The organism is Acidicapsa borealis (assembly GCF_059115245.1).
Genome location: NZ_JCACNY010000001.1, coordinates 1505224 through 1526987, shown reverse-complemented (window position 1 = coordinate 1526987; position 21764 = coordinate 1505224). Strand labels below are relative to the sequence as shown.

16 protein-coding genes are annotated in these 21764 nt (G+C 57.9%); 6 read left to right on the top strand and 10 right to left on the bottom strand.

Annotation, left to right across the window (positions count from 1 at the left end; genetic code table 11):
* Positions 1 to 33 precede the first annotated feature (33 nt).
* From AC5S27_RS06130 to AC5S27_RS06115, 4 genes are all read right to left on the bottom strand, one after another.
* Positions 34 to 990 carry an MBL fold metallo-hydrolase gene (locus tag AC5S27_RS06130; RefSeq protein WP_493933677.1) on the bottom strand — a complete coding sequence of 319 codons (957 nt, stop codon included), beginning with the start codon at positions 988 to 990 and terminating at the stop codon, positions 34 to 36.
* Between the two features lie 134 nt (positions 991 to 1124).
* A complete protein-coding gene (locus tag AC5S27_RS06125; RefSeq protein WP_493933676.1) occupies positions 1125 to 2507 on the bottom strand; it encodes a sigma-54-dependent transcriptional regulator in 1383 nt (460 codons plus the stop codon).
* A gap of 9 nt (positions 2508 to 2516) precedes the next feature.
* Positions 2517 to 4316, bottom strand: a complete 1800-nt coding sequence (locus tag AC5S27_RS06120; protein WP_493933675.1) for a CocE/NonD family hydrolase — start codon at positions 4314 to 4316, stop codon at positions 2517 to 2519.
* Positions 4317 to 4356: 40 nt separating this feature from the next.
* A complete protein-coding gene (locus tag AC5S27_RS06115; protein ID WP_493933674.1) occupies positions 4357 to 6735 on the bottom strand; it encodes a sensor histidine kinase in 2379 nt (792 codons plus the stop codon).
* A 131-nt stretch (positions 6736 to 6866) separates the two neighbouring features.
* Here AC5S27_RS06115 and AC5S27_RS06110 point away from each other — a divergent pair, with 131 nt between their 5' ends.
* Entirely contained in the window at positions 6867 to 7352 is a 486-nt protein-coding gene (locus AC5S27_RS06110; RefSeq protein WP_493933673.1) for a DinB family protein, read from the top strand.
* 71 nt (positions 7353 to 7423) lie between these two features.
* Positions 7424 to 7786, top strand: a complete 363-nt coding sequence (locus AC5S27_RS06105; RefSeq protein ID WP_493933672.1) for a hypothetical protein — start codon at positions 7424 to 7426, stop codon at positions 7784 to 7786.
* 29 nt (positions 7787 to 7815) lie between these two features.
* Here AC5S27_RS06105 and AC5S27_RS06100 read toward each other — a convergent pair whose 3' ends face one another.
* The 6 genes from AC5S27_RS06100 to AC5S27_RS06075 all read right to left on the bottom strand — a co-directional run bounded on the left by AC5S27_RS06100 (position 7816) and on the right by AC5S27_RS06075 (position 13716).
* A complete protein-coding gene (locus AC5S27_RS06100) occupies positions 7816 to 8610 on the bottom strand; it encodes an NIPSNAP family protein (RefSeq protein WP_493933671.1) in 795 nt (264 codons plus the stop codon).
* A gap of 109 nt (positions 8611 to 8719) precedes the next feature.
* Positions 8720 to 9835, bottom strand: coding sequence for an alanine dehydrogenase (ald, locus tag AC5S27_RS06095; RefSeq protein ID WP_493933670.1), 1116 nt, complete (start codon positions 9833 to 9835; stop codon positions 8720 to 8722).
* Between the two features lie 131 nt (positions 9836 to 9966).
* Complete coding sequence (locus tag AC5S27_RS06090) at positions 9967 to 10584, bottom strand: hypothetical protein (RefSeq protein ID WP_493933669.1); 618 nt, start codon at positions 10582 to 10584, stop codon at positions 9967 to 9969.
* 42 nt (positions 10585 to 10626) lie between these two features.
* Positions 10627 to 12321 carry a peptidase associated/transthyretin-like domain-containing protein gene (locus AC5S27_RS06085; protein WP_493933668.1) on the bottom strand — a complete coding sequence of 565 codons (1695 nt, stop codon included), beginning with the start codon at positions 12319 to 12321 and terminating at the stop codon, positions 10627 to 10629.
* Positions 12322 to 12344: 23 nt separating this feature from the next.
* Entirely contained in the window at positions 12345 to 13112 is a 768-nt protein-coding gene (locus AC5S27_RS06080; protein ID WP_493933667.1) for a fimbrial biogenesis chaperone, read from the bottom strand.
* Positions 13113 to 13137: 25 nt separating this feature from the next.
* The gene (locus tag AC5S27_RS06075; RefSeq protein WP_493933666.1) at positions 13138 to 13716 is read right to left on the bottom strand and encodes a hypothetical protein; all 579 of its coding nucleotides are present in this window, start codon (positions 13714 to 13716) and stop codon (positions 13138 to 13140) included.
* A 255-nt stretch (positions 13717 to 13971) separates the two neighbouring features.
* Here AC5S27_RS06075 and AC5S27_RS06070 point away from each other — a divergent pair, with 255 nt between their 5' ends.
* The 4 genes from AC5S27_RS06070 to AC5S27_RS06055 all read left to right on the top strand — a co-directional run bounded on the left by AC5S27_RS06070 (position 13972) and on the right by AC5S27_RS06055 (position 21750).
* Positions 13972 to 16671: a bifunctional YncE family protein/alkaline phosphatase family protein gene (locus AC5S27_RS06070; protein ID WP_493933665.1), complete on the top strand. Its 2700-nt coding sequence runs from the start codon at positions 13972 to 13974 to the stop codon at positions 16669 to 16671.
* Between the two features lie 178 nt (positions 16672 to 16849).
* A complete protein-coding gene (locus tag AC5S27_RS06065) occupies positions 16850 to 19465 on the top strand; it encodes an FG-GAP-like repeat-containing protein (RefSeq protein WP_493933664.1) in 2616 nt (871 codons plus the stop codon).
* Between the two features lie 25 nt (positions 19466 to 19490).
* Positions 19491 to 20402 carry an SCO family protein gene (locus tag AC5S27_RS06060; protein WP_493933663.1) on the top strand — a complete coding sequence of 304 codons (912 nt, stop codon included), beginning with the start codon at positions 19491 to 19493 and terminating at the stop codon, positions 20400 to 20402.
* Positions 20403 to 20436: 34 nt separating this feature from the next.
* Positions 20437 to 21750, top strand: coding sequence for an Hsp70 family protein (locus tag AC5S27_RS06055; protein ID WP_493933662.1), 1314 nt, complete (start codon positions 20437 to 20439; stop codon positions 21748 to 21750).
* The last annotated feature ends 14 nt before the right edge of the window (positions 21751 to 21764 follow it).

Sequence of the window (21764 nt, the reverse complement as noted above, 5' to 3'; positions counted from 1 at the left end):
CTCTAATGGAATGGGGCAATCAGACCCCTAGAGCTACTTCATAAACTGTGGCTTGGGAATTTTCTTCACACCGCGAAGTTCCTCGTCGGTGCGCTGGATGTCTGGTTCCGCAAACTCGGGAAAGCCCCACGACGCATACCTGGCCTTCACTTCGGGAAGCACCGTCTTGAGCAAGGCATCGCCCTGCTGTCCTTTCGATTGCGCATCAGCCACGGCCTTCCTCACATAGATGAGGTAGTCGCGAAACGCGCGGACATCCTCTGCATGACCGGGCTTGTCGCCGTGTCCGGGGATGAACGTAGCGCTGGGATAGTCGGTGAGAAGCTTATCCAGTGTTTCGATCCACGCCTTCGTGGATGCGTCGATGAGATTGGGCAAAGTATGGTTCCAGAAGAGATCGCCGCAATAGACCACATTGGCCTCAGGATCATAGACGACCGTATCGCCGCCGGTGTGTCCGGGCATAACCCGCAGTGTGAGGCCACGCTTATCGCCTATGTAGATGGTCGCGCCCTCTGTATACGTGACGGTGGGCAGTCCAAGGGTTTCAACGAAGTGGCGCTGCTCCGCCGTTACCTTGTCGCCGAAGAACTTCAGGTTTTCTGTATGCTCCCACGCGCGAACATTGTCCTGAGCCATGACAACGGCCCCGGTAGCTGCGAATACTTCATTCCCGGCAACATGGTCGAGGTGATAGTGCGTGTTGACGACGAAGCGGATGGGCAGCTTCGTCTTCTCATGGATTGCTTCAAGCATCTTCTTTGCGGCGGCGGGATTTTCGAAAGTGTCGATCACTGCCACGCCATCCGAGCCAATGACAAAGCCCGCGTTGGCTCCCGATTCAGCCTCCTTCGCTGCAGGGTTGTCAATGGTCGCCCATGCCCCATGATCGAGAGAGATAAGCGTGAATGCTGGCTCACTCTGACTGAATGCAGGCGCAGCAGAGAACAGAGCGGAGCAGGACAACAGGACCAGGTGCGAGATCTTCATCCATTGAATATCCCATCCGCATCAGCGATTCGCAATGGCAGAATTCAGTTCGAACCGAAGCAGAGCGATGTGGATTGACCATGCGATGAAGACAGCGGCCCGCAGGCGATGGGCGCAATACGAGACTGCCGAAACTACTCCCGCACAGCAATCCCCAGTGCTTTCATCTTTCGGTAGAGATGGCTCCGCTCCAACCCGAGCAACTCTGCCGCGCGGGAGACGTTGCCTTTGGCTTCTTCGACTTTTTTCTGAATGTAGTCGCGTTCATACGCATCGCGTGCCTGCTGCAGCGTCGAAAAGTCCTCGGCATTCCGCGCAGAACTTCTCTGCGTAAGCGGCGGAAGGTGCTTGCGCTCAATGCGCAGGATGCGCGGGTTTAAAATCAGGATTCGCTCGACCAGGTTGCGCAACTCACGCACATTGCCCGGCCAGTTATGCTGCGCGAGGATCTCCAGCGCCTCCTCGCTCACGTCCATGCGAGGCCGCCCATACTGGTATCCGAACTCGCGGAGAAACTCGCGCACCAACGGCGGAATATCCTGCTTGCGCTCCCGCAGCGGAGGCACAGAGAACGGCACAACGTTAAGCCGGTAGAAGAGATCCTCGCGAAAGTTCCCCTTCAGGATTTCCTCTTCCAGATTCTTGTTCGTTGCCGCGATGACACGCACATCCACACGGATCGGCTGCGTACCACCCACCGGCGTAAAGAGCTGTTCATCCAGCGCCGACAATACTTTGGCCTGGGTCTTCAGGCTCATATCTCCGACCTCGTCAAGAAAGAGGGTGCCTCCGTCTGCCCGCTCCAGCGTGCCGCGTTTGTCTGCGGAACCAGCAACAGGCCCAGATCCAGGCGCAGCCGCCGGATATGCTCCATGCCTGACCCCGAACAATTCCGCCTCGATATGTGACTCAGGAATCGCAGCGCAGTTTAATTCAACAAACACGCTGTCTCGCCGCAGGCTTTCCGCATGGATGGCGCGGGCGATTAGTTCCTTGCCCGTCCCCGACTCGCCATAGATCAGCACCCGGCCATTGGTCGGCGCCATCAGCCTGATCTGCTGCCTGAGAGCCTTTGCCGGAACGCTTTCGCCGGTGAGCGCGGTACGCAGAGAAAACTGCCGCGTGAACTCCATGTTGTCACGGCGCAATCTGCGCGCCTCAACGGCATTCTTCAAGACAATCAGGGTCCGGTCCAGAGAAAGCGGCTTCTCGAGAAAGTCATACGCGCCCAGCTTCGTCGCCTTCACCGCTGTCTCGATCGTGCCATGCCCGGAGATAATCACCACCTCCGGCCGCATCTCCGCCTGCAATGCGTGAATGTCTCCCAACACGTCAAGCCCGTCGCGGTCTGGCAACCAGATATCGAGCAGCACTACGTCGTAGGGCGCATCCTGCAGCAGCACAATCGCTTCAGCAGCCGTTCCGGCAGATGCTACACCGTAGCCCTCTTCGCGCAGAATTTCTTCGAGCGATGCCCGGATCTCCGCTTCATCATCCACGATCAAGATATGGTTCATTGCGTCCCGCTACTCCCGCGAAACCACAGGCAGCACCAGCACGGACTCATGCTCGCTGTCGTGATAAATCGTATTTGTCGCTTTCACGAACTCGGAACTGGCTCCAGCACTTTTCCCCGTATTCAAGTTGCGATCGAAGCGCGGAAAGTTACTGCTGCTCACCTCTAGCCGGATCGTATGTCCCTTGAGAAAGACATTGCTCGTCGACCATAGATCGATTTCGAATTTGTATACTTCGCCAGGATTCATCAGCTTCGCCACTCCTTGCGTAGACTCCCGATATCGCGCCCGAAGAATACCCTCTGTAACGTTCCGAGCGAAGCCATCCGGACCCACGTCCACGAGCTTGCCTGTGAAGTCCGTATCCACCGCGGACGACTTTGCGTACAGGATCAGCTTCACCTGCCCTGTTACCTCGGTATCTTTATCCAAGGGCGCAGTGGAGTAGATGAGCACATCATCGCGCTTCTCAATGTCGCTCTGGTTCTCCGGTCCCAGCTTTCCGTTAAATGCCCCGCAGCACAGTGGCCCGCCGACCGTCGGCACAGGCTTGGCTGGATCGTAGATAAAGCTATCCAGTGCCTCCTTCTGCGGCTCTTTCACGTTAAGAGAGCCTTTGCCTGCGCTGCCGTTGGCCTTACCGTCGGAGTGCAGGTAGAACTTCGTCTCCTGCGCGCGTTTGAGTGGCCAGTCATCTTCCCAGCGCCACTTGTTTTCGCCCATCACAAAAAGCTTCACACGGCGGTCCGTTGCAAACTCGGTCTGCTTGCCCTGCAGGATGTAGTCGTACCATTCCAGCGTAAGCCTGTGCTCGTCAAAGTCATTCGCAGCCGGACCAAAATCGACAGAGCCGATCTTCTGTCCGCCGCCGGCATGCCCGCCAATCGTAATCAGCAGCCGCTGCCCTTTGCGTGCTGCCTCATTGCCTGCGTGATCACGCAAGCCTTGGTAGTTCAGCAGCGATCCACCCTGGAAGATGTCGTACCAGGCGGCAATGGTCAGCGCCGGAACCTGGATGTCTCCGTAGCGCTCGGCAATTGCCCATTGCTTCCAGTAATCGTCGTACTCAATATGCTTCGCCCAGTCGGCAAAATATGGCGCCAGTTCCTGCGAAGTCTCGGCAGAGCTCGTCTGCATCTTGGACTGGATCACCGGATAGTCGGTCAGTGGCAGTGCCATCACTCCGTCTGCGGGTTTCGCTTCGTTGCGGATCTTGCGATTCAGCGTGTCCTGCGCCAACCCTGTCGTCCATGACTCGTTGAACCACTGCTCAAACGCGCCGCCCTGGTATGTCCAGTTCTCGTGATAGTTGCTCGCCGTGACTACAGGGCAGATCGCAGCCAGGTGCGGCGGATGGGTGACCGCAGCCAGCATCTGGGTGGCCCCAACGTAGGAGCCGCCAAACATGCCCACCTTACCGTTTGAATCCGGCAACGCCGCGGCCCACTCAATGGTGTCGTAGCCATCATTCATCTCGTACTTGAATGGATACCACTCACCATCGGAAGCAAAGCGGCCACGCACATCCTGCACCACCACAATGTATCCGTGGGCTACTGCTTCCATGGCGAAGTCCGACGCGCCGTCTTTGTTGTAAGGAGTGCGCTGTAACAGAACGGGATACTTGCCCTGCGCCGCGGGACTGTACACGTCCGCTCGCAGCGTTATCCCGTCGCGCGTTTTCATTGCCACGTTGCGCTCGATATGAGGTGAAGGCGGTAGCTGCTGCGCATGGGCATAACCACTTAACATCAGCACGACAACACCCAACAGGCTCGCTGCACGCGAAGCCCAGTTTCTCCTACCCATGGCACGCCCCATCCATTTCTCCCTCAATTTTCAAGATTTTTCAATCCGCGACGCTCGATCCCAGTACGGCGACCTCGGCCGTGCCGGGGACTGCCGCCCTGCCTGTTTCTGCCTGCTCCATCGCCGGCAGACACAGGATGAACCGTGCGCCCTTGGGAGCGTTGGACTCCGCGCGAATCGAACCATGATGTTCCTGCGCAATCTTGGCCGCAATCGACAGGCCCAATCCGGTCCCACGCTGCTTAGTGGAATAGAACGGCAGAAAGAGCCGCTCGCGAATCTCATCCGTCAACCCGTGCCCGGTATCCGAAACCGCTACCTCCACCGAAGTCTCATCTTCGCTCAGGCAAGTTTCGACTGTGAGAACCTTCAGTAAGCTTGTCTGCATCGCCTCGGCCGCATTGTCAATCAGGTTCGCAAGTGCCCGCTTGATAGCGTCGGGGTCCGCCATAACCTGGGGCAAATTTGGTTCCTGGGTCTTTCGAATGGTAATCCCGTCCATACGCCCCGAGAACAGCAGCAGCGCATCCTCGGTGATGGTGTTCATATCACATGGCCGGGGCTGCGGTGCTGGAAATTGCGCCAGCGCCGCGAACTGATCTACCAGCGTGCGCAGTGTTCCCACGCAGCCGAGAATCACTTCGCTGCATTTGCGAATCACCGAAGGCGAATCGGGCGAATCCTCGGCTGGGCCTTCCGCCATCCGGTCCAGATGCTTGCGAATTCGCTCAGCGGAAAGCGCAATCGGCGTCAGCGGATTCTTGATCTCGTGCGCGACCCGCTGCGCTACTTCCTTCCATGCCAACTGCCGTTGCGCCCGCAGCAGTTCGGTCGTATCTTCGACAACCAGCACGGCGCCCTGCCGCCCCGCTCCGGAACCGTTCTTCAACCCCACGCCTAATTCAAGCCGCGCGCTGGTCACCGCCAGATGCACGGCACGGCCATGCGATTGCATCTCAAACTCCGTCGATGCCGCACCCATCCGGTAGCTGCGCCGAATCACCCGCGCGAGATCATCGGAGCAATCCGCTGGAAACAGCGTGGCAATCGGCAAGCCTCGCAGCCGGCCCTCTTCCGCGCGGCCAACCAGCGCGGCGAATGCACGGTTCGCCAGCAGAATCGCCCCATCTCGGTCCAGCGTGACCACACCGCTGGGAATGGTCTCAAGAATCGTCTCTAGCTCTCGCCGTCGTTCCTGGAGGGCCTGGTTCGCAGCAGACAACTGTTCGCGTGAACTTTCCGCCATGTGACGGCTGGTCTCGAGATCCTGCGCCATGTGGTTAAAGGCTGCCACCAGTTCCGCCATCTCACCGACCGACTCAACCGCCACGCGCTTGTCCAGCTTGCCGTCTGCAATCTCATCCATCGCATCCGCCAGAGCTTCCACAGGCCGCGTAATCTGCTTCGATAGGAACAACGCGAGCCACATGCTGGAGAAGAAGACCAGTGTGGTGATCAGCAGCAGCATGAAGAAGTACGTGGTGCGAATACTGTTGCGGGACCGGAACAGGGTCCAGTACTCACTCGCGCCAACGCGGATCTGGCTCGCCGTCTCGCTCAGGCCCTGCGGCATTGGCAGTCCCACAACGACGAGCTTGCTCTCAGGAGTAGCGGCCAGTCCCACAGCAAATTCGCGCTTCTCCGGGCCATCTTCCACGATCAGGATTGGCTCATCGGTGCGTTGCGCAATCGTTAACAGATCGCCAAACACCGGCCCTTGCAGAGGCACAGCCTGCGACTTCCCATCGTCCAACCACGGCAGCAGGCTGCGATGCGTCTTCTCACCCGGCAGCTGATACCCGAGAACGCCCTGCTTGTCCGCACCATACACGGCCACAAAGCCGCCCTCAAGTGTGATCCGCCGGGAGCGAATTTCCGCATTGGCAGCGGAAGCGTCCTTGTCCACAGCGCCGGAAGCAGCAATCGCCTCCGCTTCCAGCCGCGCATTTGACGAAGCGTAGTGCGCCAGTTCCAGTACGACCCGTGTCGAGTTCTCCCGAAGCTCGGACGTAGGTTGCGAAAACCACCGGTCCACCGAGCGGTTCAGCAACTGAAAGCTGAACAGAAACATGAACGCCGCCGGGGCCAGTGCAATCAGCGCGGCGCCAATCACCAGGCGCGTCCGCAGCCGCGAGCCGAGAGCCCGGCTCCGCTGGTCTACAAACAGTTTGAGGATATTGCGGATCAACAGTACCAGCAGCATCAGCAAGAGCAGGAAAACGATCACCGACATCGCGGTGAATACAAGAATGTCCCCGGTCGTCTGCGGCGTAAGATATGGATACTTGCTGGTATTGAACGAGTACAGAGCCTGCAGCGCCGCCAGAATCACAAACACCCCGGCGGCCATCCAGCCAATCGTGCGGCGCCGCGAGCTCCCGAAAAGAGACATGCCCCAGATTATAGGCCGATCCGGCATGAAAAATCCGTCGGCGCTGCATCCCGTCGTTCTCCGTAAGTCGTTGCCTTTGTTGCTGTCTGTGTCGAAGCAAGACCGCTTTTGCACTCTCCGCGCTGACCGGGATGCCCTGGAACCACTACAATCCACCCATGAATGAGCTCGCCAAAGCCCTCATCAGCACCAGCGCCTTTGCCGCTCCCGCGAGCATCCTTGAGTCGATCGCGGAAGATGCGGTGCACTCTCGACCCTCCCCGCTTGTCACGCACTCCATCTACGCCGAGGTCTGGCACATGGACTTCTGGCAGAAGATCAGCTTCGACTGGATCGAAGGCAAGCTCACCCCTGTCCCGGAACACGCCAGCGAAGGCTTCCCCGCCGACACCAGCGAGCCGTGGGACAGCCTGCGCAGCCGCTTCCTCAATGGCATCCAATACGGCGCCGCCATCTCCAATGATCTCGATCTGCTCGGGAAAGTCGTCGCGTGCCCAACCATCGGCGACGAAGGCCGCAAGATGACGGTCCACGATCAGTTGGTCAGCCTCGCCGCCCATAATGCATACCACCTGGGCCGCATTGTGCTGCTGCGCCAGTTACTCGGCGTCTGGCCGCCGCCAAGCGGCGGCTATACGTGGTAGCCCGTAAACAGGTTCGGCGATCTTCAGCGTCTTTGTGTTCTCCACGCTCGTCATAGCTGAAGGAGCGAGCAATGCAAGCTACTTTACTCACACTTCTACTTATCCTGGGATATCGAAAACATCAGGAGCCACCAAACCCTGCCGAATACTCGATTACTGTCCAGGTTCAATCCAGCCGACTCATCCACGAATGCACGGCTGTGGGATCGGGCAACAATACTTGCGGTTACGCGCAGCACTTAATCGCTACCATCGAAGGGAAAACAGTTGAGTTGGAGCGTCATGTTGAGTCCAACATGCTTCATACCGGCACCTATAGAGCCAAAGTTGTTATCGACAGCAAGCCACGGCCTGAGGAATACACCAAAATGTACGAGTTTCTGTTTTCCGATGGAAAGACCGGCCAATTTTTACAAGTTGGCGCGCAAGACTGATTTCTCAATTCCATGTGAATATCGCAGCCCTAAATCTGCGAAGCTGCCAGCGGACTCAGCACCAGGTTCGCGATGTTGCTCACCGTAGGCTCAAACGAATACCGAGGATCACTCGAAAGCTTCTTCCAGTCCGGATCGTCACGGAACTTGTCCCAGTGCCCGTTCAACTGGTCGAGGCTTTCCATGCTGAGCATGTACGTAAGGCAAGGCAGCCGCGCACCCACCAGGACATCCCCGTAGAACACCGAGTGAAATCCGGCCTTGGCGAAGATATCGAACTCTCCTTTGTGGAACATTTCCACCTTGTTCACATGGTCCCGGTAGCTTGGGCTCTCATAGGTCCGCAGCTGAAAAATCCGTTTGCTCTTCGTTGCTGAGGCAGGCGGCAACGTCAGCTTCGGCCATCCCTCAAACGCCTTCATCAGCGAGCTCTCCACCCGCGCAAACGCAGGAGAAGCAGCCGGCGCGCTCCAGAACGGCGCAGCGATCTTCTGGAATTCAGCATCCTCGGCCAGATGTAGATCGACTTCTACGAGGGTCTCCAGCGACGACCCTGGAATCAGCACATAGTAGGCGGGCGTATCCGGCCCGACATCCAGCGAGAACGCACCCACCGGTCCAAGGCCCAGCCGTCCCAGCGCCGGGACAAAGGCATCGGCAAGGTAACTCTGCATCAGCTTGGTCTGCGGTCCCTGTGAAAGCTTGTACTCGCGGAGCTGGTAATACTCTCGTCCCGCCTTGGCCGGGGATTGTGCCTCAGCCTTACGCGCCATCGTCAATGCCGAAGCTGCCAGGGAAGCCGCAAGAAACTGCCGTCGCTGCATATGTCACCTCAAATGAAGTCGTCCTGCAATCCCCATAACTATAGATGCCCCACCCCCGATACGCATCACGCGACAGGAATGGGGCATCTGGCTTCAAACTGCAGGCAGCTTAGCCAATCACATCCGCGGGAGCAGTAAACGCCCGTCCCTGCGATTCGGCCACGCCCTTGTGCGTCAGAACACCCTTCCAGACGTTCAGCCCTTCCGCCAATCCTGGATCAGCCTTCAGTGCAGCCGCCGCTCCAAGATTCGCCAAGCGCATCAGGTATGGGAACGTCGCATTGGTCAGCCCGAGGGTCGACGTATGCGGGACAGCGCCAGGCATGTTGGTCACGCAATAATGGACCACGCCATCCACGACATAGGAAGGATCGGAATGCGAAGTAGGCCGCGCCGTCTCCACGCAACCGCCCTGGTCGATCGCAACATCCACGATGACCGCGCCCTTCTTCATCTTGCTCACCATCGACTTGGTGACAATCTTCGGAGCAGTGGCACCCGGAATCAGCACGCCGCCAATCACCAGGTCCGCCTCGCGTGTCGCCTTCGCGACGTTGTAGCTGTTGGAAGCAAGCGTATGCAGCCGTCCCAGGAACATATCGTCGAGTTCCCGCAGCCGATTCAAGCTCAGGTCAACGATGGTCACATGCGCGCCCATACCGACGGCAATCTTCGCCGCGTTGGTGCCCACAATCCCGCCACCAATAATGCACACATTCGCCGGAGGCACACCCGGTACACCACCTAGGAGAATACCGCGCCCACCCTTTTCCTTTTCGAGATAGCTCGCACCAACCTGTACGCTCATCCGCCCGGCAACCTCGCTCATCGGCGTCAGCAACGGCAGAGTATTCGCCCGGTCGCGCACCGTCTCGTAAGCAATCCCAATCACCTTGGAGTTCAACAGAGCATCCGTCAGCCCCGGCAGCGGAGCCAGATGCAGATACGTAAACAGCACCAGTCCTTCGCGGAAGAAGACATACTCCTTCTCAACCGGCTCTTTCACCTTGACGACCATCTCGGCGTTGGCCCAGACGTTGCCGGCCTCGCCCACGATCTCCGCCCCGGCATCCTGGTATTCATGATCCGGAAAACCCGATCCCGACCCGGCATGTGTCTCCACCAGCACCGTGTGTCCCGCCTCCACCAGCGCCTTCGCGCCTGCCGGAGTGACGCCGACGCGCGCCTCGTGGTCCTTAATTTCCTTGGGAACTCCAATAATCATCAACCTTCTCCTCTGCCGTTGGCGGAACTCAATGCTCTGCACCCATTGTAGATGCCGAAGGTCACAACTTCGTTTCGGGGATCCGGTATCAGAACTAAGGCCCAATCAGTTTTCGATGGCAGAGAAATCCCTCAAAGCGCCTGGGCCTGCAGCGTCAGCGTCCCACTATACGACCCGGCAGGCTGCAACGGCAGACTCGTCAAATCAATCCGCAGATTGAGACTATCCGTCCTGCATGAAGCGGTAGAAGGAACACATCCCAGCGAGAGCAGACTGGTGGTGTTGAACAGCAAAAGACCTGCGCCCGCCGTTCCCAGAGTATTGGTTTGTGTGAACGCTGTGTATGTGGTCGGCACTCCCGTCGTCATCTGCCCAAAGACTGCGGAAGACGGAATCTTATCCGGCGTGGGCCTGCCATCGGTCAGCGCCGACGTCGCAGAACTGAAGTACCCGTACAGCTTTAAGCTACTCAGCAGCGTAACTCCGCTTAACGTCGTAGTAATGACAACAGGCGCAGACCCCGTGGCGATTCCGTGCTTGACCAGCGTGAAGTTCACGGTACTCGGCGTAGCACTCACCGTAAGAGTGCACAGGACGCAGCCCAACTCAGGGCGTGGACGGACAAACTTCTGCTGCATGCGCACCGCCTGCCCTGCATCCACCGCCGCAGTGCAGGCAAAGAGCCCGCATAGCAGACAGGATCGAAAGATCGCCGGGGCAGTAATGCGAAAACCGAAGCGTCCTATCATAGATTTCTATTCCCTTCTCGGCCACGACCCGCGCGTGTTCCCCTAGAACTTCGATGGTCCTCCGCCGCTCGGCGAAGCTGTCTTGTCTTGAACTCCGGAAATTTCCCTCACCTTGCGGAGCGTCACGGTCACAGTCTCCTCCAGGCTCTTCTCTTCCGTCGTGCTCTTGATCGTCGTTGGCATCGAAGTAATCTGCCAGTTTCCTCCCAGCAGAAACTCACCGATCACGACCCGCAACTGATGTGTGCGCGGCTTATTCTCACGCATGTAATAGCAGCCCGTTGTGTCCGTATAAATCGGCTTCTCATCGATCAGCACCGCAGCGCCCTCGACAGGATTTCCATCTGTATCCATCACGCACCCATGCAACACATAGCGCCCCAGCGGCACATGCTCTTCTCGCGCTGCCGGTTGATGAGAAAACACTGTGTTTGCATCCGTGGTGTAACGCAATCGCCCAACCGGATCGACAAACGTAGCACTGTGAACCAGCAACCGGCCCAGCAGCCTGAACTTCACATCCAGCAACAACGCCTGCTGAAACGGCTGGGTACTCGCGACCGGCACATAGAAGGTGTCGTAGTTCGCGGTGAACGTCAGCAGATTTGAATCGAACTCCCCGCCGAACCGGACACTCGTGGCGCCATTCGATGTATTGATGCTCTCATTGACCGAGATGCGCGAAGTCAATGTTTCTGCAAGCGTAGTGACCCAACTATCCGTCGAACCATACCCTTTCGGCTTGCTCAGGTAATAGCTGCTCGTCAGGTGCAGCCGATGTCCTAAATCTCGCGCTGCGGAAGCCGCCAGTGCATTGTTCGATCCCTGCGTCAGGGCAGTCTGCTTGTAACTGGAATGAAAGACCGTACCCGTCAGTTGGGTGCCCAGCAGATTCAACGAACCTGAAAGCTGGTCGATCGAACTGTGAATATTGTCTACACCCGTACTGTCCGGCACTAGAAAGTTCTGATGACTGGCCGATAAGGAAGAGATTCTCGACAGGTGCCAGGTGAACATCACGTTTTCCCGGTCCGGCTCGGCGAACAGCGTGGCACCGACAGTGATGCGCCGAAACTTCTCCCCTGTGGCGATATACGCCGCATCCAGGTCAAAACTTGGACGTGACATATGCAGACTGGCCGCCGCGAATGGCTGCTTGGCACCTATCCCTGCCGCCCAGGCAATCTCCATCTTCGGACGTGGAGTCCACTGCAACGCAAAAATCTGTGTTGGCGAAGTTGCAGCCACCGTATCTGAAAACAACTGCCACTGCGGACTTAACTTCTTCTTCAGGAAGAGCACACCTACGGGATCGGTCGATTTCGACGCATCGAAAATCGGACTGCTGTATTCCAGCGATGACGCCCCTGCATAGGCAACGACATCGACATCATGGCGAACACCGCTGAAACCCGCTCCCCGCACCAGGAGAAAATGGCTTGTATCAAAGATATCCGTCGGTAGCCGAAAATCGATGCGGTCGTCCCCTGCGATATAGGTTCCATGCTCCGTCTTCTTCAACATCCGCAAGCCACCCAGCAAGTGGCCATCCACCGTACCTGCACCGATGTTGAAGTCATAACTCTGAGCGTGAAGCGTAACGCTTCCGCCACCGGCCTGATAGAGAGAAGAGTTGCCGCCTCCGACTTCGACTACCTGCGCAATCGCCGGTGTCGTTTTCACCGCGCCCGCGGCAACTACCGCCAGACTAAGCCAGAGCGAGCGAGACGCCCGCATACCTCGCAGCATGGATGTTCAACCTAATGATCATGTTGGTCTGTTGGCGCGTTCGCGGCCACGTCTGTGAGCGACGTCTTTACATCAAAGTGGGGAAAGTGAAAGAGAAGATACTCCGGCTTGCCCTTTTCTTTCCAGTCCACCGAGATATGTCGCGAGTTGCCAGGAAGCAGAGGAAACCCTGCGGAAACCTCCGAAGTCTTGCCACCGATCGCCCGAACCTCCTGCACGCGCACCAGGCCGGTTCCGTCGTTCTCTACAACGCAGGACAGCTTACCCGTATCCGGCGAATACGTCGCGGCTCCGGCGTGAATCGATTCTTTATCGATCATCTTTTTCTGATACAGGTAGACCGTGTGCGGCAGCATGATTCGCACGTTCATCCCATCGCCGTGCCGTATCGGCGAGAAGGTCGCGTAGACCGTGAACCAGGCTGGCAAGGTATCCGCGCTTGCCTTGTAGAACACCATGTAGGATTGCTTGGGTTCCAGCCGAAAGCTGCTCGCCGACAATGAGATATGTATGCCGTGATCGAGCGCTCGAAATGTTCCATGTCCTTCTTGATTGATCGTGAAACTCTTCGGCTCAAGAACAACCGCCATGGGGGTCAACGTATCATTCGTGACCTCAAAACGGCTGTCCGCCTTTTCACCGTACTCCATGATCACGGGCTGGATCGTCTGCGCCCATGTTCGCTCAGCGCAGACAACCCAGCTCACCGCACACAAAATGATCGAGAAGATCATCCGCTTATGATTCACGTACGTGAATCTCATCCCGCTGTAGGTCATAACTCGACCTTTCCTGCGCATGCAATTAGAGTGCCTGCGCCTGCAGTGTGAGGGTGCCGGTATACGTGCCTGCCGGGAGCAATGGCTTCGACGTAAGATCAATCTTCAGATTCAGATTGTCTGTCCGCGTGCCAACAATGTTCAGCAGCGTGAGCGGCAGCGTAAACAGAGTTAGTCCAGCGCCCGACGGTCCGAGGGCCGCAGTCTCCGTAAAAGCAGTAAACGACGTGGGCGTTCCTGTCGTCACCTGGCCAAATACATCGGACGTCGGAATGACATCCGGCGTTGCTCTCCCATCCGTAAGCGCAGCAGTCGCGGATGCGAAATACCCATCCAAAACCAGGTTGGCGCGGGTGGGCAGCAGCAGCCAGTTCGTAGTAATCGCTACGGCGCTCGAACCGGTTGCTGCGCCCCCACCGACAAGAGTGAAGTTGACTGTTGAGGGTGTGGCGGAGATCGAGAGTGTTTCTGCGAGGGTTGCGTTCAGTGTAACTGTGGAGGCAGTGGACGTTATTTGGCCTGATGCGTTCGCCGAGAACAGGCCGAAGATCATAGCTGCTGTCACGACGCCCAGGGAAGCAATTCGGGGCTGCATGGATTTCATCAAGGCTCCTTGTTAACTCCCATGTAACTGACCGTAGCTCTCATAAGTTCGCAAGAGCGGCTAGCTGGGTCGGCTCTGGGGTAAGTTGCAAGATTATGGATTACCTTTGATTTAAATTCATACATTACCTAGGTAATAGGAGGTTGATAAATCGAGAAATGAGTTGCGTTTTCAAACCGCAAGCTCAATCGAAAGAGAACGATACGGAGTGAACTATTTCTCACAAATTGACATGGAAAGTGCATGCTAGAAGGCATGCGCCTTAAGAAAATTCTCACGACAATCGTGATCGCAACGGCTTCCCTCCCTGCCCTCAGCCAGTCCGGCGTCAATGCAATCCTTCCCAACGGCCGCCAGATTCGACCCGTAGGTAACTGGATTCCCGTTGCACCGTTTCCGTTCGCCATCGCCCTCAAGCCCGATGGCTCCGAAGCTGCCGTCCCCTCTATTGGCTTCCCCTTTGCGCTCAATGTGATCAGCCACCCGGATAGAGAACATCCCACAGTCCGCCGCATGCCGGATGGCGAAAACAACGACCCTGCAATTGAGACCCATGCTGGCCTCGCCTACGCGCCGGACGGGAAAACTCTCTATGTAGCCACCGGGAATAGCGGCAAGATCGACCTATACGACACCTCAGACTGGCACCAGACGGGGCAGCTCGCGCTCGACGGAAGCATCGCCAGTAAATCCGGCGCGACAACCTACGCACACAGCTTCGCCGCCAGCGTCATGCTCTCGGCCGACGGCAAGATCCTCTATGCCCTCGATCAGGCCAACTGGCGCATCGTCCTGTTCGACGCCGTGGAGAAGAAGATCCTCTCCAGCATCCCGACCGGCGCCTATCCCTTCGGGCAGACGCTTTCGCCCGACGGCACGCGCCTCTACGTCACCAACACTGGACTCTTCGAATACTCGCCCATTCCCGGCGCCAGCAAAGAAGACAAACTGGGCACGGGCCTGCACTTCGTGCCCTACGCTTACCCGAGCAAGGAAGCGCGCACAGGCGCAGTCATGGAAGGCAAAAAGATCCCGGCGCTCGGCGATGAGAACTCCACCCGCGGCAGCTCCCTGTGGACTTACGACGTCCACGATCCGAGCCATCCGGCCATTACCGCCAAGCTCCGCCTAGGCGCACCGATCAAGGAACAAGGCCGCAATGAAACCATTGGCGGCGCTGCTCCCACCAGCGTCGCAGCCGGTACGGATGCAGTGTATGTATCTCTGGCGCACCAGGACTCTGTCGCCAAAGTCTCCTCGGACGGCACAAAGCTTCTTACCGAAACCCCTTTGAGCCCCTTCACCGGCGCAAGATTCCAGGACGCTCAACATCGCCCGTTGCGCGGCGTCATGCCCAGCGGCCTTGCCCTGCATGACCAGACCCTGTATGTCGCTGAATCGGGCATCGACGCTGTGGCCATGCTCGACTCGGCCACCATGCACGTCACCGGGCACATCCCGGCTGGATGGAATCCTTCCGCTGTCGCCTTCTCGCCCGACGGCAAAACACTCTATATCGTGAACACCAAGGGCAAGGGCACCGGAGCCAACGCCGGCAAACTCCACGACGCCAACACGCCCACCTACGTCGGTTCCCTGGAGTTCGGCAGCATCACCGCCGTTCCGCTCGCTTCACTCAACGACCCCACAGCGCTCACCGCTACCGTCGTCGCCGCCAACACCTACGCCATCGCCAACCGACCGCAGCTCCCGAGACTGAAGCACACCTTCCTCGTCATTCGTGAAAACCGCACGTATGACGAGGTTCTCGGCGACCTGCCCAATGCCAACGGCGACCCGTCCCTCGCCCGTTACGGACTCGACGGCTGGGCCGAAGAGAGGCACTCCACCAAGGTCGAAGCCGATCACCTCAAAGTCACTCCCAACCTGCATGCGCTCGCCCACCAGTTCGCCATCAGCGACAACTTCTTCGTTGACAGCGATGTCTCCGCGGACGGCCATCGATGGGTGGTCGGCATCAATCCGACGCCGTTCTTCAACACCGCGTGGATGAGCGGTTATGGCGGTCGACGGGACAGCGATCCTGGCGCGGCCGAACCCGGCCGTCGCGCGCTCTTCGGAGGAGCCGACGCCCCCATGCCCGAGGACGAACCTCAGTTCGGATCACTCTGGGAGCACATCGCCGACTCCGGCCTCGGCATCCTCAACTATGGCGAAGGTCTCGAAGTGGAAGGCGGCGACGAGATCGACGGCGCAGCTCCTGAAGGCCAGCGCCTCATGCTCAACTCACCCGTCCCGAAGCCCATCTTCGAACACAGCGATCGCAAGTACCCAACCTTCAACATGGGCATCCCTGACCAGTACCGGATTGACGAATTCGAGCGGGACTTCAAACGACGCATGGCGCAGGGCAAGATCCCCGGCCTCATCGTCATTCGCCTGCCCAACGATCACACCTCCGACCCGCGCCCGCAGGATGGCTTTCCCTATCGGGTCTCTTATGTTGCTGACAATGACCTTGCTCTGGGCCGCATCGTCGCCTTTCTCTCGACCACGCCTATCTGGAAAGACTCTGCCCTCTTCGTCACCGAAGACGACGCGCAGGGCGGCGTGGACCATGTCGATGCGCATCGCAGCATCCTGCTCATCGCAAGTCCATGGGTCACGCCAGATTCCGTAAGCCACCAGCACAGCAGTATGGGCAGTATTACGCGTACCATCAACGAACTGCTCGGCCTCAGCCCGCTCAATCTCGAAGACGCATTGGCCGGCGAATTTACCGGCATCTTCTCGCCCACGCCTCATCTCAATCCCTATCTTTTACAGCCCAGTGACCTGCGCGCCTTCGATCCAACCAAGGCAAAGCTCGCCAAGCCCAAGACCAAAGAAGAAGCTGCCAGCCTGCGCGATATGGACAACTCTGAAGAGATACGCAAGCATATGGAAAAAACCAAGGGCAAGCTGCGCAAATCCAAAGATAAAGACGACGACTAACTCTCAATCCCGATAGCCCTTCATCCCTACGATGGAAACAAACGTCGTTCGCATGACGGGCTATCCAATCCATCGAGGTGACCAAGACGAAAACGCATCCGTCCACTAACTTGGGGACGCTGAAGTTACTCACTTTTTTCGTCATGAGCTTCAGCCATCTGGAGGCTGCTTCTTGCTCATGTCCATGTCCCGCGTGTCCCCCGCGCAAGCAGTGCATTATTTCTGCATTTCACTTTTCATTTGCTTTGGAGTCGCGCTGAACGCGCAATCCGGCAGCACGACGCACGCCGAACACCTGGGCATCATCGTCATGCCAACGGAAGCAGAAGCGCAGGCAATTCTCGCGCAGTTGAATGCAGGCAAGGACTTCGCGATCCTTGCCAAAGAGAAGTCCATCGACCCGACTGCAACCGACGGCGGCTATATGGGCAAGCTTGATCCCACGCAATTGCGTTCAGATTTACGGGAAGCTCTAAACGGACACAGCGCAGGCCAGATCACAGGTATAGTCGCCATCTCCTCCGGCTACGCGATCCTGAAGATACTTCCCAAAGCACCACAGATAGAGGACCTTAACCCCAAACGCATCGCTTCCCTCGTCACATCGAGCGCGATCCACTATGGCGCCTCCGTCTCCGGACTCGTCGAATCGAACGCCATGATCCAGGACTATCCTCATCCAGCGGACTGGAATCGAAATCTGCGCACGGTCTGCGATGTGCGCGTCAAAGCGATTGCGTCGGCACAGGATTATCTTCTCCGTGCGCTGCAGCCCGGCTATGTCAGTGAAGACGGACAATCCTTACCAAACAATGGCTTGAATGCCCACACTCTGCTGGCCCAGGTCTATGGCTACAACGGGCAGATGCACAACGCCACAAAAGAGTGGAAAGCGGCTCTGGATATTGCTGAATCTCTCACACCGGGCGCAGTGCCCAATCTCCAGGAGAGTTTGGGCGCTGCATATCTGCACTACTCAGAGATGGAAAACAATATCTATCGCAACTCAAGCGATTTGGATATATTTCCGCCGCTGCATCCTCATGCCAGCTATGAACGAAAGGATGAATCGAAACTGGCGATTCAATACTTCACGCGCTATCTCGATCAGCATCCCAATGACCTCGAAGTGAAGTGGCTCCTCAATCTGTCGTATATGACGATTGGAGAATACCCACTTGGAGTCCCTGCAGCATATCGCATCCCCGAGTATTACTTTCATTCGAAGGAGAGTGTTGGCGTCTTCCGCGATGTTGCTCCAGCAGCGGGACTCAACGTCTTTCGCCAGGCTGGTGGAGTCGTCGTCGATGACTTCGATAACGACGGTCTGCTTGACATAGTTGTGTCGAGCAACAACGTCTGTGACCCCCTTCGCTATTTTCACAATGACGGAGACGGCACCTTCAGCGATCGCTCGGAACAGGCCGGACTCACTGGACAATTGGGTGGCCTGAACATCGCGCAGGCCGACTACAACAATGACGGATGCATGGACATTCTCGTGCTTCGCGGAGGCTGGGAATTTGCACAACGCAAGTCGCTCCTGCGCAACAACTGCGACGGAACATTTACCGATGTGACCGAAGCCAGTGGGCTAGCCAATACCATCACCTCAACGCAGGCTGCTGCATGGGCAGACATCGACAACGACGGACTGCTCGATCTCTTCATCGGCAACGAACTTGCCCCAGCGCAGCTGTATCACAACAAGGGCGACGGCACGTTTGAAGAGATTGGCATAGCAGCAGGCATTGCGCAGACGGCCTTCAGCAAAGGCGTTGCAGCGGCTGACTATGACCATGACGGTTTCGTCGATTTCTACGTCACCAACAACAACGGGATCAACTATCTCTACCACAACAACGGCAACAACACATTCACTGAGATCGGCCGGCAGGCAGGAGTCCAGGCTCCGACATTCAGCTTTGCCACCTGGTTCTTCGACTATGACAATGACGGATGGCCAGACCTGTATGTCGATGGTTATCTCACCGCGATTGACGAAACACTTAACACCTACGTCGGACTGCCGCACCAGGCTGAGACATTGAAGCTGTATCGCAACAAACACGACGGGACATTCGAAGACGTCTCCGCCAGGGTCGGCCTTGACAAGGTTCTCATGCCCATGGGCGCGAACTTTGGCGACATCGACAACGATGGCTTTCTCGATATCTATCTGGGCTCTGGTCAGCCATCGTTCACCGCACTGCTGCCGCACGTGCTGCTGCATAACAAGGAAGGCAAGTCGTTTGTCGACATCACTCAATCTTCAGGTACCGGCGAGCTGCATAAAGGCCATGGCATTGCCTTCGCTGACCTGAGCCGGCGAGGGGAGGAAGACATCGTCGCCGAGATCGGCGGAGCTGTCCCCGCCGATGCGCATGCGATGCGCGTCTTCGAAAATCCTGGCAACGACAACGATTGGATCAACCTCCATCTGATTGGAGTCAAGACCAATCGTTCCGCAGTCGGCGCTCTCGTTCATGTCACCGTGCAGGACGGCACAGCAGCTCCGCGATCCATCTATCGCACCGTCGGTGAAACCAGTTCCTTCGGTGGAAATCCGTTAGAGCTGCACATCGGCCTCGGCCATAGCGCCCGCATCCTTGCAATCGACATCGCATGGCCGGTATCAGGCACGCAACAGCACTTCACGGCTGTCGAAAAGAATCAGTATCTCGAGATTAAAGAGCTCGAAACGAACTACACGAAACTGGTGCGGCATCCATTCCGCTTAGGCGGCAAGGCGCGTCCGACGGATGCAGCCGTCGCGAAGGCAACCGGCAAATAAATCTGTTCCACAAAGGAGGGGAAAGATGATTCGAAGACTCATGGCCACGTCTGCACTGCTCATTGTCGCAGCGTCCAGATCGCATGCCGCCGATCAGCACAACGTTCAAGGAATGCTCTTGACCATCGACGATGCAAAGCATGTCATCACCGTCTCCTGCGATCCCATTCCCGGCTACATGGAAGCTATGGTGATGCCATTCGCAGTACGCGATACTGCCGCGTTGAAGGGACTTCATCCTGGAGTCAACGTACGCTTCACCATGACCGAAAAAGGCCATGAAGACTACGCAGAGGGCATTCAGGTCATCTCATCCACGAACTACGAATCAGAGCCGACCGAGGCTGCGCGGCTGACCTTACTGCATCAAATCATCGCTCAAAAATTGACGGAGAAAGCCGTGCCCATAGGCCATGCAGTCCCCGACTTCACGCTGACCGATCAGCAGCAGAAGTCCACAAATCTTGCACAGTTCAAGGGCAAGGTGGTGGCTCTGACCTTTGCGTACTCGCGATGCCCCAATCCCAACTATTGCTTTCGCCTGTCGAATAACCTGTGGCGCCTGAGCCGGCGCTTTCATGCTGTCGCAGGCAGCGACCTCGTCCTGATGACAATCGTGATCGACCCCGACAACGATCGCGGCAAAGCACTCGATCAGTACGCCGATACGTGGAAGGCCAATCCCGCAGCATGGCACTTCCTCACCGGTCCTCTGTCGGAGGTGCGAAGCGTAGCGGAACTCTTCGGCATGAACTTCTGGAGCGACGAAGGTTTCCTCACCCACACCTTCCACACAGTGGTCATCGATCGCGAAGGCCGCCTGGCCGCGAACCTCGAAGGCAATCAGTTCAACGCTGACCAACTCGGCGACCTCGTTGAGACGGTGCTGCACGCGCCCGCCTCAACGAAGATGGCAAGCTCTTCCGGCGGCGACTAAACACAAGAGGCTCAATCTGCGAAATAATGGGGAGATGCGGTCAAAGGCAAATCCCCTCGCAATCGGCATCGACTTCGGCACAACCAACAGCTCCATCGCGCTGGCCACGGGCGCTGGTCCGGTTGATCTCGTCCGCTTCCCGCGCCGCGGCGGCGAGACCGAGTCATTCCGCTCCGTTCTCTACATGGAGCGCGTGCGCCAGGGCGGTCACTTCCGCATCGGCTCCTGGACCGGCCCCGACGCGATCGATCACTATCTCGACGCCGACAAGAAGGGCCGCCTCATTCAGTCGCTCAAGAGCTACCTGAGCGCGCGTAACCTTACCGGCACAGAAATTCTCGGCCGGCACTTCGCTTTCGACGACCTCATCGCCCGCATCCTCACCGACCTGCGCCTGCAGGCCGAAAAGCAGTTCGGGCAGGAGATTCGCACCGCTACCGTCGGTCGCCCCGTCCGCTTCGTCGGCGCCGAATCAGCCGAAGACGATGCCTTCGCCGAATCGAGGCTGAACGATGCCTTCACCCGCGCCGGCTTCGAACACGTCGACTTCACCATGGAGCCGGTCGCGGCCGCCTACGCCTATGAAGCCACGCTCGACCACGACGAACTGATCCTCATCGGCGACTTCGGCGGCGGCACCAGCGACTTTTCCCTGCTCCGCGTCGGCCCCGGCATTCGCAAACGCGGCCGCCGTGCGGATGATCTCCTTGGCAACAGCGGCCTCGGGCTCGCCGGAGATGCCTTCGACGCCCGCATCGTACGCAAACTCGTCTCGCCCGAACTAGGCGCTGGCACGCTGCTGAACCCTGCCAGCAAGATGCTTCCCGCTGTTCCCGCTTGGATCTATCTCAACCTCGAACGCTGGCACTACCTCTCGTTCCTGCGCACCCGCAACGTCACTGAAATCCTCAAGAGCGCACGTGCCCGCGCCATCGAGCCCGACAAGATCGAAGCTCTCATCACACTCGTGGACGAAGACCTCGGCTTCCAGCTGCACCAGGCCGTCCAGCGGCTGAAGTATGAGCTCTCAAGCGCCGAGTCCGCCGAGTTCCGCTTCATCGACGGAACGCTCGAACTGCGCAAGCCCGTAACCCGCGCTCAGTTTGAAGAATGGATCGCCGATGACATCGCCGCGCTGGAGCAATGCGTCGACTCGCTCTTCACAACCAGCACGGTCAGTTACAAGGATGTGGACCGCGTCTTCCTCACCGGCGGCACCTCATTCGTGCCCGCAGTGCGCGCCATCTTCGAGCGTCGCTTCGGCGCGAACCGCGTGCGCACCGGCAACGAATTCACCTCAGTCGCCCGCGGCCTCGCCCTGCGCGCTTTGGAAGCGCAGAAGCAGTGAACGCTTGCAGCATA